The sequence below is a fragment of the Paenibacillus sp. MBLB1832 genome, assembly GCF_032271945.1.
GTDB lineage: Bacteria > Bacillota > Bacilli > Paenibacillales > NBRC-103111 > Paenibacillus_E > Paenibacillus_E roseopurpureus.
Genome location: NZ_CP130319.1, coordinates 4175985 through 4191323, shown reverse-complemented (window position 1 = coordinate 4191323; position 15339 = coordinate 4175985). Strand labels below are relative to the sequence as shown.

Here is a 15339-nt window from a genome sequence, read left to right as displayed (position 1 = left end):
TTTGGTTAAGTGTTTAACTTTCAGGGATTAAGCGCTTAACCTTTGTTAAGCGGAAGGGAGATTGGCATGCGTACAATTCGACTTACGATGGCACAAGCACTTCTTCGGTTTCTAGATCAACAATACATCTCCGTCGATGGACAAGAGACGAAATTCGTTCAAGGGGTTATGGGGATTTTCGGACATGGCAATGTAACGGGTATTGGTGAGGTGTTGGAACGAAGTGCAGGTGACCTCACTTACATACAAGGAAAAAATGAACAAGGCATGGTACATGCCGCAACGGCGTTTGCGAAACAGAAGAATCGCAGGCAAATCTATGCGTGCACAACTTCGATCGGGCCTGGCGCATTGAATATGGTTACTGCGGCAGCAACGGCGACAGTCAATCGCATTCCGGTTCTGCTGCTGCCTGGAGATAATTTCGCTTCGAGGCAGCCTGACCCTGTATTGCAACAGCTCGAAGTTGTAGGAGATTACACACTATCTGCGACGGACTCGTTCAAAGCAGTGAGTAAATACTGGGATCGGATTGTTCGTCCCGAGCAATTGATGAGTGCGGCGATCCAGGCGATGCGGGTGCTTACGGATCCTGCCGAGACAGGAGCGGTAACGTTGGCATTGCCACAAGATGTGCAGGCAGAAGCGTACGATTATCCGGAAGCGTTCTTCGAGAAGAAGATCCATTATGTCGATCGTCGTCCGCCCGCTCAAGAAGCGATTGACCGCGCTGCGGCATTATGTCTGCAGAAGAAGCGTCCATTGCTCATCGCTGGCGGTGGTGTACTCTATGCCGATGCCATGCAAGAGCTGATGGATTTTGCAGCATCGTTCGGCATTCCCGTCGCGGAGACGCAGGCAGGGAAAAGCGCCCTAGCTTGGAACCATCCGCTGAACGTTGGCGCGATCGGCGTCACAGGAACACTCGCGGCCAACAAGCTGGCGAAAGAGGCGGATCTGATCATCGGGATCGGCACACGTTATTCTGATTTTACAACAGCGTCCAAATCCGCCTTTACGCATTCAGATGTGCAATTTATCAATATCAACATTAGCAGTTTCGATTCCTCGAAATTGAACGGTGTCGGCATTACCGCTGATGCGAAAACAGGTCTCCGCTTATTGCGAGAAGCATTAGCTTCGCAAGGATATGTTAGCAGCTACGAGTCGGATGACACCGCTGCCCTAAAAGCGGTATGGGATCAAGAGGTTGATCGCTTATATAGGATCGAATGCGCCGAAGGTTTTGCACAAACGCACGCCCTAGGGATTATCAATGCAACCATTGATCCTTCTGCGGTTGTCGTGTGTGCAGCGGGAAGCCTGCCTGGCGATCTGCACCGACTCTGGAGAGCATCCGAGCCTAAGACTTACCATATGGAGTATGGCTTTTCCTGCATGGGATACGAGGTCAGCGGCGCATTCGGGGTCGCGTTAGCTGAACCAAATCGCGAAGTGTATGCGATCGTCGGAGATGGTAGCTACCTAATGCTTCATTCCGAATTGGTGACAAGCTTGCAAGAAGGACGGAAATTCACGATCCTCTTGTTCGATAATCATGGCTTCCAATGCATTCATAATTTGCAGCGCAGTCAGGGTAGTGACGGCTTTGGGAATGAATTCCGCTATCGGGATGCAGCGTCAAATACACTATCAGGCAGCTACATGCCCATTGATTTCACCGCACATGCGCGCGCTATGGGCGCGAAGGCTTACAAAGCGAACAATCCAGAAGAGTTGAAAGCCGCATTACTTTTAGCCAAAAAAGAATCGGTGACGACCTTAATTGAAATTCCAGTCGTACCAGGGACGAATACAGGCGGGTATGAATCTTGGTGGCACGTAGGTGTACCCGAGGTTTCCGAAAGTCCGAAAGTCCTTGCTGCACATGAAAATATGAAGAAACGAGTACAAGCTGCAAAACCCATTTAAACAGAAGAGGTGACGTTACGATGGCAGAACTACCGTTCAAGCTCGGAATACATCCCATTAATTGGGTGGGGGAAGATGTGAGAGAGCATGGCGCTGAAACAACATTCGAACAAATCGTTGATGATATTCAAGCGTTAGGATTAAAGGGAACGGAGATGGGGCGTAAATTTCCAGCCGATGTGGACGTCCTTAAGAAAGAACTTTCGGATCGTGGCATTAGCCTTGTATCACAGTGGAAATCCGTTCTGTTCTCCGATCCTGCCTACCGGGATGAAGAGCTCGCAGCTTATCGCATGCATGTCGAATTCCTGAAGGCGATGGGAAGCACGGTCATTTCGACGGCGGAAGTGGGAGGTTCGCTCCATTTTGACCCTCGCCGCACACCGAATGAGAAGGAAGTCCTTCGTCTCGACGAGGCAGGTTGGCAGAGTTTGGCTGAAGGGCTAAACCGCGCTGGCGCGATTGCTCAAGAATATGGCTTGAAACTCTCCTACCATCATCACGGCGGAACGGTTGTTGAATCGCCGGAAGAAATCGATAAGCTCATGGAGCTAACCGATCCGTCCTTGGTATATCTGCTGTTCGATACAGGCCATGCCTATTATGGCGGTGCGGATCCGCTCAGCGTACTGCGTAAACATTATGATCGCATTGCTTATATTCACTTGAAAGATATTCGTCAAGCGGTGTTAGATGAAGCGCGCGCCGAGCAAGTGGACTTCGTAACGTGTATCCGCAAAGGTGTATTTACGGTGCCGGGCGATGGCTGCCTCGATTTTGCACCCATATTCAATGAGCTGTTGACACGTGGCTACCAAGGGTGGGCCATGCTGGAAGGCGAGCAAGACCCGGCTGCACATAATCCGTATGACTATGCGAAGCAAGCATTGACTTATATCCAATCTTTGATTTCCCAAGAAAGCAGGTAATCCATCCATGACCTATGTGACTTTTCCGCAAGCGAAATCGCTTGATTTTGCAGCTATCGGCCGACTTTGCATCGATTTGAACGCGAATGAGATTAACCGTCCTATGGAAGAAACGATGACGTTCACCAAGTATGTTGGCGGATCTCCTGCGAACATTACAATCGGGATGTCGCGGTTAGGGATGAAGACGGCTTTTATCGGCAAAATCGCCAATGATCAAATGGGCCGTTTCATCGCCGACTATTTGCAGCGTAACGCCATTGATACGAGCAATGTCGTGACCGATCAGACGGGAGCTGTAACAGGGCTTGCTTTTACCGAGATCAAAAGTCCATCAGATTGCAGTATTCTCATGTACCGCAATAACGTAGCTGATTTGAAATTAACACCTGGCGAGGTTCAGGAATCCCTGATTGCACAAGCGAAAGTGTTGCTTATTTCGGGAACGGCGCTTGCTCAGAGCCCATCCCGTGAAGCGGTGTTCCAAGCTTTGAATTATGCGAAGAAGCACGGGGCTGTGATCGTGTTTGATCTGGATTACCGTCCATATACGTGGACATCTCCAGAAGAGACGGCTGTGTATTATAATTTGGCCGCTGAGAAATGCGATATCATTCTCGGTACGCGTGAAGAGTTCGACATGATGGAGCAGTTTGAACATAATCCAGAAAAGGATGACCAAATTACGGCGGCCAAGTGGTTCGATTATTCAGCGAAGATTGTCATTATTAAACATGGCAAAGAAGGTTCAATCGCATATACCCCTGATGGTATCGGTCATCGTGCAAAGAGCTTCCCTGCGAAAGTTGTGAAGACGTTCGGGGCGGGCGATTCTTATGCGGCGGGCTTTATCTATGGTGTTATGCAAGGGTGGACGCTGGAGAAAAGTATGGAATACGGCAGCGCGGCAGCTTGTATCGTGATCTCAAGCCACAGCTGCTCGGATGCGATGCCGACGGCAGCGCAAGTGGATGCTTATATCGAACGTTGCAACCGTGGTGAAATTACGGCCTCATAATCTGACTAAAACTTAAAGGAGTGTTCCCGAAATGACACAACTATTGAAAAACTGGATCGGCGGCGAATGGGTCGCTTCATCCTCTACACAAACGGAACCCGTATATAATCCTGCAACAGAAGAGATTCTTGCATATATTCCTATTTCAACTAAGGCAGAGGTCGATCAAGCGGTTCGTAATTCGCAAGAAGCTTTCCAATCTTGGAGCCGCACACCTGTGCCGAAGAGAGCTCGTATTTTATTTAAATATCAACAGCTCCTCGTTGACCATTGGGAAGAGCTTGCGAGAATCGTCACGAAAGAAAACGGCAAAAGCTACACGGAAGCTTACGGTGAAGTGCTTCGGGGCATCGAGTGCGTTGAATTCGCTGCTGGCGCACCGTCGCTCATGATGGGCAAACAGCTTCCCGATATCGCTTCTAACCTGGAGTCCGGCATGTATCGTTACCCAATCGGGGTAATCGGCGGTATTACGCCATTTAACTTCCCGATGATGGTACCGTGCTGGATGTTCCCGCTGGCGATTGCTTGTGGCAATACGTTCGTATTGAAGCCATCCGAGCGCACGCCGCACTTGGCGAATCGCCTCGCGGAATTGTTCCACGAAGCTGGATTGCCAGCTGGTGTATTGAACATCGTTCATGGCGCGCATGACGTGGTGAATGGGTTGCTTGAACATAAAGAGATCAAAGCGATCTCCTTCGTTGGTTCTCAACCTGTCGCTGAATATATTTACAAAACAGCAGCAGCCCATGGCAAACGCGTGCAAGCGTTGGCTGGCGCGAAAAATCACTCCATCGTGATGCCAGATGCGAATCTGTCCATTGCAGTGAAGGAAATCACGAACGCTGCTTTCGGTTCAGCAGGTGAGCGCTGTATGGCGTGCTCCGTCGTCGTAGCGGTAGGCGATGTTGCGGATACGCTTGTAAGCAAGCTGCTTGAAGCGGCAGATGCCATTACGATTGGCAACGGCAACGATGATGGTGTGTTCTTAGGTCCAGTCATTCGTGACGTGCATAAGGATCGTACGTTGAAATATATCGATATCGGGGAAAAAGAAGGCGCCATTATGATCCGCGATGGTCGTAAAGACGCCGCAGCTGGTGAAGCGGGCTATTTCGTTGGACCGACGATTTTCGATCACGTGCAGTGTGAAATGAAAATTTGGGAAGATGAAATTTTCGCACCTGTCTTGTCCATCGTTCGCGTTGACACATTAGAGGACGCAATTGAGCTGGCGAACCGTTCCGAGTTCGCGAACGGCGCTTGCCTCTTTACACAGGATGGCAGCAACGTGCGTCAGTTCCGCGAAACGATCGAAGCGGGGATGCTAGGCATTAACCTTGGTGTACCAGCCCCGATGGCGTTCTTCCCTTTCTCTGGCTGGAAAAAATCATTCTACGGCGATTTGCACGCCAATGGAACAGATGGCGTGGAATTCTACACGCGTAAGAAAATGGTCACGGCTCGCTGGTAACAGCGAGCGCAGCCACAGAAGGAGAGGACATCATGGCACTCGTCTCGATGAAAGACATGCTGGGGCAAGCCTTGGCAGGCGGCTATGCCGTTGGACAGTTTAATTTGAACAATCTTGAATTTACGCAAGCGATCCTGCAAGCGGCTCAGGTGGAACAAGCGCCAGTCATTCTCGGGGTTAGCGAGGCTTATATCCCTTATATGGGCGGACTTCCCTGCATCGCAGGCATGGTGAAAGCGTTGATAGCGCACTACGGTATTACCGTTCCTGTTGCGCTTCATTTGGATCACGGCAGCTCGTATGACGTCTGCATCCAAGCGATCCATGCGGGGTTCACCTCCGTCATGATCGACGCTTCTCATCACACACTAGCCCATAATATCGAGGTGACGCGTCAAGTGACGCAAGCTGCACACGTGCTAGGCGTATCGGTTGAATCGGAGCTAGGCCGTATTACGGGCCGTGAAGATGATTTGGTCGTGGATGAAGCCGAAGGCATGTATGCGGTTGCCGAGGACTGCGTTCAGTTGGTGAGAGAAACAGGCATCGACTGTTTAGCGCCAGCGCTGGGCTCCGTTCATGGACCTTATCGTGGACAACCGAAGCTTGGTTTTGACCGCATGGCTGAAATCAGAGATCTGACAGGGCTGCCCCTTGTGCTTCATGGCGGCAGCGGTCTTCCAGATGACGAAATTCGTCAAGCAATTGCCTGCGGCACAGCCAAAATCAATGTCAATACAGACAATCAAATGGCGTGTACAGCGACCATTCGCAACTATTTAAATGAGCATCCCGATGCTTACGATCCTCGGAATTATTTAATTCCGGCTCGGGAAGCCATCATGGCTGCGGTAAGAGCTAAAATCCAACTATTCGGCAGTGCAGGTAAAGCGGGAGGGAACTTACGATGAAGAAAATTAAAATTGGCATCATCGGTGCAGGGAGAATTGGTAAAATTCACGCGGACAATTTGCTGCGTATGCCTCAGGTAGAGATCATCGCGGTTAGCGATTTGTTTGCTGGCCCTGAGTTAGAAGCATGGGCTGAAGCACGCAACATTTCACTCGTCACAAAGGATAGTAACGTCTTGATTCAGCATCCCGACATCGATGCCATTTTCATTTGTTCCTCCACGGATACCCATGTTCCGCTGATTCAACAAGCGGCCAAAGCAGGCAAGCATATTTTCTGCGAGAAGCCGATCAGCATGGATATTACGAAAACGGAATCTGCCATTGAAGAAGTCAAAAAAGCTGGTGTGAAACTGCAAATCGGGTTTAACCGCAGATTTGACCATAACTTCAAGCGCGTCCAAGAAGTTGTACAAGGAGGCGGGATTGGTGATCCGCATATCATTAAAATCACGTCCCGAGACCCGAATCCGCCGCATATCGATTATGTGAAAGTGTCTGGCGGTATTTTCATGGATATGATGATTCATGATTTCGATATGGCTCGCTTCGTATCAGGAAGTGAAGTTGACGAAGTGTACGCGGTAGGGAATGTGTTGATCAACCCTGATTTCGCGGAGCATGGCGATGTGGATACGGCAGTTGTGACACTTCGTTTCGCAAATGGCGCCCTAGGTGTCATTGATAACAGCCGCCAAGCGGTGTATGGCTATGACCAGCGCGTTGAGGTTTTCGGCTCAAAAGGCAGCGTCGTGGTATCCAATGATCATCCGAATACGGCTGTAATTTCAACCGCGGATGCGATCGTCAGTGATAAGCCGCTGCATTTCTTCCTTGAGCGTTATCAAGCGGCTTATGTGGAAGAAACGCAAATGTTCATCGACGCGATTGTGAACGATAAGATCGTGCCAGTAAGCGGTGATGATGGTGTTCAAGCGGAACGAATCGCTTTAGCGGCTAAGCTGTCTGCTCGTTTGGGCCGACCTGTTAAAGTAAGCGAAGCGTTGGCATTGCTTCAACAAACATCGGTATCTTAGTAATGGGAGGGACGGTAACATGTCCGAATTAATCGTGAAACCATCCGCTTCTCCTAATCAGGAAGGCAGTTTGTTACAAGTGACACCAGCATCGGCAGGTTGGCAGTATGTTGGTTTTGAGGTTGTAAAGCTTGAAGCAGGGCAAACGTTAACACGTGAAACCGCGGATCAAGAGGTTTGTCTTGTACTCGTAAGCGGCAAGGCCGATGTGCGAACGAAGGAAGAAAAGTGGACGAATATCGGAAAGCGCATGAGCGTGTTTGAGCAAATTCCTCCCTATGCTGTCTACGTTGCAAGCAACGACCGCTATGAAGTTACGGCTTTAACATCCCTAGAGATCGCGGTTTGCGCCGCGCCAGGGGCAGGGAATCATCGCTCTCGATTGATCACGCCTTCCCAAATCGGTGTGGAAACACGCGGTTATGGCAATATTGAGCGGTATATTCATAATATTTTGCCTGAGAGCGAGCCAGCGGACAGCTTACTGGTTGTTGAAGTATTCACACCGAACGGCCACTGGTCCAGCTATCCGCCGCATAAGCATGATCGAGATGCGCTTCCTGATGAGTCGTTATTGGAAGAGACGTATTACTTCCGTGTTCAACCCGAGCAAGGCTTCGCGCTTCAACGTGTCTATACCGACGATCGATCGCTGGATGAAACGCTGATTGTTAAGAATGGGGAAGCGGTGCTTGTTCCGAAGGGCTATCATCCCGTATCCGCGCCTCCAGGCTATGATGTCTATTATTTGAATGTCATGGCGGGGCCGTCACGGACATGGAAATTCCATAATGACCCGGATCATGCTTGGATCATGACGAAACCCAGCGAATCGTAGGGCGGTTGCAAGATCCGAGAAGCCCCGTCATAATGGTGGAATACGTACTTATGTCTAGTTATTCTTCAAGAAAAATGGGGTAGTAGGATGAAGGCAACCATTTACGATGTTGCGAGAGAGGCTGGAGTCTCGATCGCCGCTGTCTCACAAGTCATGAACGGAAAAGGCAAAATTAGCGAAGAACGCCGCGCTGAAATATTGAAGGTGATGGAAAAGCTCAATTATCAGCCGAGTGTGATTGCTTCTGCCCTTACAGGCAAAAAGACATATACGTTAGGCTTGCTTGTCCCCGATATTTCGAACCCCTTCTTCGCTGAAATCGCGCGCGCGGTTGAGGATCAAGGGCATGAAATGGGATACAGCCTTGTCATCTGCAGCACAGATAATAAAGACGAGCGGGTAGAGCGATACCTTTCTTTACTCCAGCAAAAAAGTGTAGACGGCATGATTATCGGGACAGGGATGGATAATAAGGAAATGCTGAAGCCGCTCATGGATCGATCGATTCCGATCGTCATGATTGCTCGGGAAATGCAAGACCTTGCTCTGCATACGGTTGTTTGTGACGACTTTGTCGGCGGCTGTATGGCTGCTCAACATTTTGTAGCGTTAGGTCACAAGCGCTTGGCGATTCTTGCGGAGCATACCAAAGTCACGAGTAGTCGTGAGCGGGTAAAAGGATTCGTGCATACGCTGGAGGAAGCGGGTATGACACTCTCTGACCATCACGTCAGGAATTGCCGATATACCGCTGAAGACGGAAAGCGTGAGGCGCTTGAACTCCTTGAGCTGCCGCCTGCGGAAAGGCCAACAGCACTGTTTTGCTGTAATGATATGCTCGCAATTGGTGCGCTTCAAGCAGCCAAACAATTAAAGCTGCGCGTTCCTGAGGATGTATCCGTCGTTGGATTCGATAATACGATTCTGGCCTCTGTGACGGATCCGCCGTTAACCACGATTGCACAGCCGATCGAGCCCATGGGTAAAAAAGTGGTCGATCTGCTCCTGCTGGAGCTGAAGAAGAAATCGCAAGACAAGCAGCGCGTTGTGATGCGGCCAGAACTCATCGTGCGACAATCCACGGGAGCGCCAGGTCACGTTGAATAGGTATGTAGCCAAGCTGATGCTCCAACATGGGGCTCAGCTTGTTTTTTTAGAAGTAAGATTAAGCGCTTTACTACTCCCAATGAAATTATAGTTTTTTCTATAATTTTTTAAGGGAATCGAACTGGGAAAATTTTATGATAGGTGTATGAAATTGAAACGAGGAGTGAGGCAGTCATGAAAGGTACAGTAGTAGAAACTCCTAATCAACTCTACGAGAGAAGCGAACAATCTGCATGGCAACTTAGACGACGAAGACGATTGAAGCAGAATATTCCTTTATTCATCATGCTGCTGCCTGTCATTGCCTACTATATTTTGTTCAAATACTGGCCTATGGGCGGACTTGTTATCGCTTTCAAAAACTACAACTTTGGCGATGGCATTCTACATAGCCCTTGGGTTGGATTGAAAAACTTCAAACTATTATTCTCTAGCTCGAATACACTGCAAATTATTTGGAACACCTTCTGGTTAAGCTTTCTGAACTTAATATTCGGATTCCCGATGCCAATCCTACTTGCTATCTTGCTTAATGAAGTCAGGAAATCCTGGTTTAAAAGATGGGTGCAAACGATCTTGTATCTCCCGCATTTTTTCTCGTGGGTCATCGTTTCCGGGCTTGTGTTGTCACTCTTTGCAACGGATTATGGTTCCATCAATAAGGTGCTTGCCTTGTTTCATATCGAACCGATTAACTTCCTCTATGAGTCCCATTCTTGGCTAGCGATTTTCGTTGGATCAGGCATTTGGAAGGAAATGGGATTCAGCACGATTATCTACTTAGCCGCACTGACTACGATTGATCCATCCTTGTATGAATCGGCCGCGATGGATGGAGCAACGAAATTGCGTCAAATGTGGCACGTAACGCTGCCAGGCATTCGCCACACGATCATATTATTGCTGATTCTGGCCATGGGCAAGATCATGGAGGTCGGCTTCGATCAGGTCTATAACTTACAGAACGCTGGAGTATCGGACGTATCGGAAGTCATCAGTACGTATATCTATAAAATCGGCCTAGGAAGTTCACAGTTTAGTTTATCCACGGCGATGGGATTTTTCGAATCGGTCATCAGCTGCAGCCTTGTACTTCTTGCTAACCGAATCGCTAAGAAATTTGATCAGGCGCTATTCTAGTTTCGGATCTGCATCACGGTCGACAGCTATGAGAGGAGGCTTTGCATGAAAGCGACAAACGGAGAAAAAATATTTTATGCAATCAATTATCTTATCCTTGCCATTATCGCACTAACGTGTGTGCTACCTTTCATTCATATCATCGCGTTATCGTTCAGTGAGCGGTCTGCCGTGGACTCGGGTCATGTTTTCTTCTGGCCCGTAGGCTTACAGTTTACAGCATACAAAATATTTTTCATCGCCAGCCCAGCCCTTAGTGCTTTTAAAAATAGCATTCTGATCACATTGGTTGGTGTGGGATTAAGTTTATTGGGTACCATATTAGCCGCATATCCGTTGTCTCGCTCCTATTTGATGGGCCGCCGCTATTTGGTGATGGGGATGGTGTTCACGATGCTGTTCTCAGGCGGATTAATTCCTACGTATCTCGTGATCAAAAACATGCATCTTATCGATTCCTACTGGGCGCTATGGCTTTCTGGATTCATCAGTACGTACAACATGCTGCTGATGAAAAGTTATTTCGAGAATATTCCTTATGAGGTGCAGGAGGCTGCGCGAATTGATGGGTGTAGCGATACTTCACTACTTATTCGTATCATCTTGCCGCTCTCGCTTCCAATGTTGGCGACATTAGCGCTTTTCTATGGGATTGGCTTCTGGAATTCCTTCATGAGCGTGCTCATGTATATCAACAAGAGCGAAATGATGAATTTAACCGTTGTTGTCCAAGGGATGCTGTCGAAAAATGATTTATTGAACTCCCCTTCGCTCAATTTGGAGGAACAAGCAACGGTTGCAACGGAGATGGTGAAAGCCGTCGGTGTCGTCATCATGGTTGTGCCTATGTTAGTGGTCTATCCTTTCTTGCAAAAGTATTTCGTCAAGGGCGTCATGCTAGGCTCTGTCAAAGGTTAATAACTAAGGGTTTTCCGTTTAGCCAAACTTCATTCATAAATCATGTAGGGGGCAAATGCACATGAAAAACAAGAAGCTCGTGCTTGGAATGTCAGTAGGAATTGTCGCATTAGGTGTAACATTAGTTGGTTGCAGCAACAACAAAACAGAAGAAGCAGCATCATCTTCAACTAAGCCTGCCGCGGAAACGCCAGCTAAACGCGGGGATGTTACGGTTTCTATCTATGATCGGGGAGGCGTCCCTTCATCGGAAGGAACTTATGAAGAAAATCGCTGGACCAAGTTCATTAACCAAAATGGGCCAGAGAATGTGAAGTTCGTCCCAATTCTTCGAAGCGATTCTACGAAAAAATTGAACGTACTGTTTGCTTCCGGTTCAGCTCCGGATATTATCAATGAGTATAATACTCCGTTTAGAGGCAGCTTGTACGACCAAAAACAGTTAATGCCGATTGACAACATCTTGAAATATATGCCTGAATACCAGAAATTATTGACCCAATATCCGCAATTGAAAAAAGTGGGAACAAAACCAGATGGGAAGCTTTACGAGATTGGTAAGGTAAAAGAAGCGACCCCTGCGCATGTTCTTTACATTCGTACTGATTGGTTGAAAAAGCTGAATCTAACTATGCCGACAACAACGGACGAATTATATAATGTGGCGAAAGCGTTTGTAGAACAAGATCCGGATGGCAATGGCAAGAAAGATACGTACGGCATGAATATGAGTACATATTCGGAGCAAGCCATTAATGAGATATTTGGCGAAAGTTCTTCATTAACATTGTTGGCTTGGGATATCAAGGACGGCAAAGTTGTCCGTGCGTGGGACAAAGAACTGGCGTCACTCACGTTTAAGAAGAAACTTTATGATGGTGGCATCATCGATAAAGACTATATCAATGATAAAGACGGCAATAAGGCGAAACAGGACTTTCTTAATGGTAAAATCGGAATTTATGTCCAATTTTCTGGCAGTATCGGTGGTCTAGACTTACCTACATTGAAGAAAAATGTACCTGGAGCGGAAATTGCTCCATTAGGCTATCCAAAATCACCGATGGGAACATTCACTGGTGCCATTGATAATCCGATTCAAATGACAACTGTTGTGAACGCCAAAGCGAAGGATCCAGAAGCAGTTGGCCGCTATCTTGACTTTATGATGAAGCCGGAAAATGCTCGGAAAATGATCTTCGGAGACGAAGGAACTCACTGGAAGAAAGCAGCAAACGGTTGCCCGCAAGTCATAAATGCAGATAAGTCGAAAAATGAGGTTTCTTACGCACTAGACTATGCAATGTTCTTCTCATCAGGCGTAGACAAATGTAACTATACCTTGGCTGGGATTAATAATCCTGATGTGAAGCCTGATGATAAGATTAACATGGACATGTATAAAGTTGTCCAACAGCTTTACTTCGATCCAGCAAGAGAGTATCCAGGAATTACGCTAGGGGATCATATGCCAGTGTATCCTGCTGATCTTCAAGTCATTAATACAACAATTCTTAAAGAGAAGAACGATCTCTTCGTTAAAGCCATCCTTAACGGCGCTAAATACACGCCAGAGCAAGCAATTACCGACGCAAAAGCGGCTTGGGATAAAGCAAACGGCAAACAGCTTGAAGATTACATGAACAAATGGTATGCAGAAAATAAAGATAAAGCTTTCCTAGCTAAAGATGCGAAGGAAATCGTAAAACAACAAATGGAATTTGTAAAGTAATCGTACTTTGAGTAGCTGGATATCGATGAAGGTTGCCTGCATATGCTTGCAGCTCGTCGGTGTCCAGCATCTTCTTTAATTAGTAGAGATATGTTTTAAATCCTGGGAGGGACCTACGATGAACAAAGTAAAAGTAGCTATTATTGGATGTGGCGGTATTGCAACGGGGAAGCATTTGCCTAGTTTGAGCAAAATTGAACAAGTTGAAATTATCGGATTTTTTGATGTTTTCTCTGAAAGCGCGCATAAAGCGGCTGAAAAATTCGGCTCGCCTGGAGCCAAGGTATATGAGAATTACCGTGAATTGCTTGCCGATCCTGCAATTGATGTCGTTCATATTTGTACACCGAATGATTCGCACGCCGAGATCTCGATTGCCGCTTTGGAAGCGGGCAAGCATGTTATGTGTGAAAAGCCAATGGCCAAAACGGCAGCAGATGCTCGCCGCATGGTGGAAGTAGCGAAGCGCACAGGTAAAAAGCTGACGATTGGCTATAACAATCGATTCCGCGCTGACAGCCAACATCTGAAACGTGTCGTTGAAGATGGTGATTTGGGTGAAATTTATTTTGCGAAAGCACATGCGATTCGTCGTCGTGGTGTGCCGACTTGGGGCGTATTCCTGGATGAAGAAAAGCAAGGGGGCGGGCCGCTGATCGATATCGGTACGCATGCCCTTGATTTAACGCTTTGGTTAATGAATAACTACGAACCTAAGGTAGTGCTGGGCACTGCTTACCATAAGCTTTCACGTAAAGAAAATGCGGCTAATTCTTGGGGACCTTGGGATCCAGCCAAATTCAAGGTTGAAGATTCCGCGTTTGCCATGATCGTCATGAAAAACGGGGCAACCATCATGGTAGAAGCAAGCTGGGCGCTCAATACGCTGGATACGAAAGAAGCGAAAACAACGCTATGCGGTACCGAAGGCGGAGCCGATATGGTGGATGGTTTGCGCATTAACGGTGAGAAACATAGCCGTCTGTATGTGAACCAGCTGCAATTCGAAGCGAAAGGCGCTGACTTCTACGAAGGTAAGAAGGAATCGATGCAAGATAAAGAAATTCGCATGTGGATCGAATCGGTCATCCATGACAGAGAGCCGATTGTAACGCCAGAGCAATCCTTAGTGGTGTCGGAGATTCTCGAAGCGATCTATGAATCGAATCGTACGGGGAAAGCTGTCTATTTTGACTAATTCATAAAGGAAAGAGGCACTCGAACTATGATTAGAGTAGCGTTGTTAAGCTTCTGGCATGTGCATGCCAAAGATTACGCAAAGTTAGCGCTCGAGCATCCAGATACCGAGATTGTTGCGCTTTGGGACGAGAACGAGGAGCGCGGGCGTCAAAAGGCTGAGGAATATGCGGTGCCATTCCATGCAAGCTTGGACGATCTGTTGCAACGTTCGGATATTGACGCTGTTATCGTGACGACACCGACGAATCGCCATCATGATGTCATGATCGCGGCTGCTAAAGCGGGTAAGCATATTTTCACTGAAAAAGTGGTGGCAACGACGACCAAAAGCTGCCGTGAAATCCTCGCTGTCGTTGAGGAAGCAGGCGTTAAACTAACAGTCTCGTTACCGCGCATGTATTTGGGCTTTACCCAAGCTGCGCTTCGGTTCATCCAAGAGGGCAAGTTGGGAACGCTAACGACCGTTCGGATTCGACTTGCCCACAATGGCGCTTTGCGCACAGATAAGAACCCAGATGGTGCCCTGCCGGCTCATTTCTTTCGCTTGGAAGAAACAGGCGGCGGCGCCCTCATGGATCTCGGATGCCATCCGATGTACTTAACACGCTTATTTCTGGGCATGCCAGAAAGCGTGAGCGCAAGCTTCGGCTATATCACGGAACGTGAAGTGGAAGATAGCGCTGTCGTCACCTTGCGTTATCCTAGCGGTGCGCTAGGGATTGTTGAAGCTGGCTTCGTGAATAGCTACTCGCAATTTGACATTGAGATTCAAGGGACAGAAGGTAGTCTCATGTATTCCCGAAATGATGATAAACTGCGCATTCGTAGTTCCCGCATGGAAGGGGAAGCAGCAACAGGATGGCAGGTCGTTACTGATTTGCCCAAGCAGCCGTCACCTTTCGAACAATGGGCTTCCCATATCCAACATGGAACGACAGCGACAGAGAACATTCAGCTTGCGCTTGATTTGACTCGATTGATGGAAGCGTCAACGCTTTCCGCTATTTCAAGTGCTTCTGCGAAGCTGACGAACCTTTCGGAATAACTTAGCCGTACGATAGAAAGGTCAGTTCATTCTCTTCTTTTGAAGCAAGGGATGC

General features: G+C 47.9%; 13 protein-coding genes. All 13 read left to right on the top strand.

Translation table 11 applies throughout. The features are described from left to right. Positions 1-66 precede the first annotated feature (66 nt). A complete protein-coding gene (iolD, locus tag MJB10_RS18695) occupies positions 67-1932 on the top strand; it encodes a 3D-(3,5/4)-trihydroxycyclohexane-1,2-dione acylhydrolase (decyclizing) (RefSeq protein WP_314797121.1) in 1866 nt (621 codons plus the stop codon). A gap of 20 nt (positions 1933-1952) precedes the next feature. Further along, positions 1953-2861 (top strand): myo-inosose-2 dehydratase, encoded by a 909-nt coding sequence (iolE, locus tag MJB10_RS18690; RefSeq protein ID WP_314797120.1) that lies wholly within the window; start codon positions 1953-1955, stop codon positions 2859-2861. A 7-nt stretch (positions 2862-2868) separates the two neighbouring features. Beyond that, positions 2869-3879, top strand: a complete 1011-nt coding sequence (gene iolC, locus MJB10_RS18685; protein WP_314797118.1) for a 5-dehydro-2-deoxygluconokinase — start codon at positions 2869-2871, stop codon at positions 3877-3879. Positions 3880-3910: 31 nt separating this feature from the next. Further along, a complete protein-coding gene (locus tag MJB10_RS18680; protein ID WP_314797116.1) occupies positions 3911-5356 on the top strand; it encodes a CoA-acylating methylmalonate-semialdehyde dehydrogenase in 1446 nt (481 codons plus the stop codon). A gap of 32 nt (positions 5357-5388) precedes the next feature. After that, positions 5389-6267 (top strand): class II fructose-1,6-bisphosphate aldolase, encoded by an 879-nt coding sequence (gene fba / locus MJB10_RS18675; protein WP_314797114.1) that lies wholly within the window; start codon positions 5389-5391, stop codon positions 6265-6267. After that, the gene (gene iolG / locus MJB10_RS18670; protein ID WP_314797112.1) at positions 6264-7304 is read left to right on the top strand and encodes an inositol 2-dehydrogenase; all 1041 of its coding nucleotides are present in this window, start codon (positions 6264-6266) and stop codon (positions 7302-7304) included. The genes fba and iolG overlap by 4 nt, the downstream gene beginning before the upstream one ends. Positions 7305-7323: 19 nt before the next feature. Continuing rightward, positions 7324-8142: a 5-deoxy-glucuronate isomerase gene (iolB, locus tag MJB10_RS18665; RefSeq protein WP_314797110.1), complete on the top strand. Its 819-nt coding sequence runs from the start codon at positions 7324-7326 to the stop codon at positions 8140-8142. 87 nt (positions 8143-8229) lie between these two features. After that, on the top strand, positions 8230-9249 hold the full coding sequence (locus MJB10_RS18660; RefSeq protein ID WP_314797108.1) for a LacI family DNA-binding transcriptional regulator: 1020 nt from the start codon (positions 8230-8232) through the stop codon (positions 9247-9249). A gap of 174 nt (positions 9250-9423) precedes the next feature. Further along, the gene (locus tag MJB10_RS18655) at positions 9424-10389 is read left to right on the top strand and encodes an ABC transporter permease (RefSeq protein ID WP_397386542.1); all 966 of its coding nucleotides are present in this window, start codon (positions 9424-9426) and stop codon (positions 10387-10389) included. A 45-nt stretch (positions 10390-10434) separates the two neighbouring features. Further along, positions 10435-11307 carry a carbohydrate ABC transporter permease gene (locus MJB10_RS18650; RefSeq protein WP_314797106.1) on the top strand — a complete coding sequence of 291 codons (873 nt, stop codon included), beginning with the start codon at positions 10435-10437 and terminating at the stop codon, positions 11305-11307. 61 nt (positions 11308-11368) lie between these two features. Beyond that, entirely contained in the window at positions 11369-13039 is a 1671-nt protein-coding gene (locus MJB10_RS18645) for a type 2 periplasmic-binding domain-containing protein (protein WP_314797104.1), read from the top strand. Positions 13040-13157: 118 nt separating this feature from the next. Continuing rightward, complete coding sequence (locus MJB10_RS18640) at positions 13158-14237, top strand: Gfo/Idh/MocA family protein (protein ID WP_314797102.1); 1080 nt, start codon at positions 13158-13160, stop codon at positions 14235-14237. A gap of 27 nt (positions 14238-14264) precedes the next feature. Next, entirely contained in the window at positions 14265-15284 is a 1020-nt protein-coding gene (locus tag MJB10_RS18635; protein WP_314797099.1) for a Gfo/Idh/MocA family protein, read from the top strand. Positions 15285-15339 lie beyond the last annotated feature (55 nt).

What these genes read in the sequence shown, in the direction of transcription:
- iolD (WP_314797121.1), top strand. Translation starts at nt 67, where the DNA reads ATGCGTACAATTCGACTTACGATGGCACAAGCACTTCTTCGGTTTCTA.
- iolE (WP_314797120.1), top strand. Translation starts at nt 1,953, where the DNA reads ATGGCAGAACTACCGTTCAAGCTCGGAATACATCCCATTAATTGGGTG.
- iolC (WP_314797118.1), top strand. Translation starts at nt 2,869, where the DNA reads ATGACCTATGTGACTTTTCCGCAAGCGAAATCGCTTGATTTTGCAGCT.
- MJB10_RS18680 (WP_314797116.1), top strand. Translation starts at nt 3,911, where the DNA reads ATGACACAACTATTGAAAAACTGGATCGGCGGCGAATGGGTCGCTTCA.
- fba (WP_314797114.1), top strand. Translation starts at nt 5,389, where the DNA reads ATGGCACTCGTCTCGATGAAAGACATGCTGGGGCAAGCCTTGGCAGGC.
- iolG (WP_314797112.1), top strand. Translation starts at nt 6,264, where the DNA reads ATGAAGAAAATTAAAATTGGCATCATCGGTGCAGGGAGAATTGGTAAA.
- iolB (WP_314797110.1), top strand. Translation starts at nt 7,324, where the DNA reads ATGTCCGAATTAATCGTGAAACCATCCGCTTCTCCTAATCAGGAAGGC.
- MJB10_RS18660 (WP_314797108.1), top strand. Translation starts at nt 8,230, where the DNA reads ATGAAGGCAACCATTTACGATGTTGCGAGAGAGGCTGGAGTCTCGATC.
- MJB10_RS18655 (WP_397386542.1), top strand. Translation starts at nt 9,424, where the DNA reads ATGAAAGGTACAGTAGTAGAAACTCCTAATCAACTCTACGAGAGAAGC.
- MJB10_RS18650 (WP_314797106.1), top strand. Translation starts at nt 10,435, where the DNA reads ATGAAAGCGACAAACGGAGAAAAAATATTTTATGCAATCAATTATCTT.
- MJB10_RS18645 (WP_314797104.1), top strand. Translation starts at nt 11,369, where the DNA reads ATGAAAAACAAGAAGCTCGTGCTTGGAATGTCAGTAGGAATTGTCGCA.
- MJB10_RS18640 (WP_314797102.1), top strand. Translation starts at nt 13,158, where the DNA reads ATGAACAAAGTAAAAGTAGCTATTATTGGATGTGGCGGTATTGCAACG.
- MJB10_RS18635 (WP_314797099.1), top strand. Translation starts at nt 14,265, where the DNA reads ATGATTAGAGTAGCGTTGTTAAGCTTCTGGCATGTGCATGCCAAAGAT.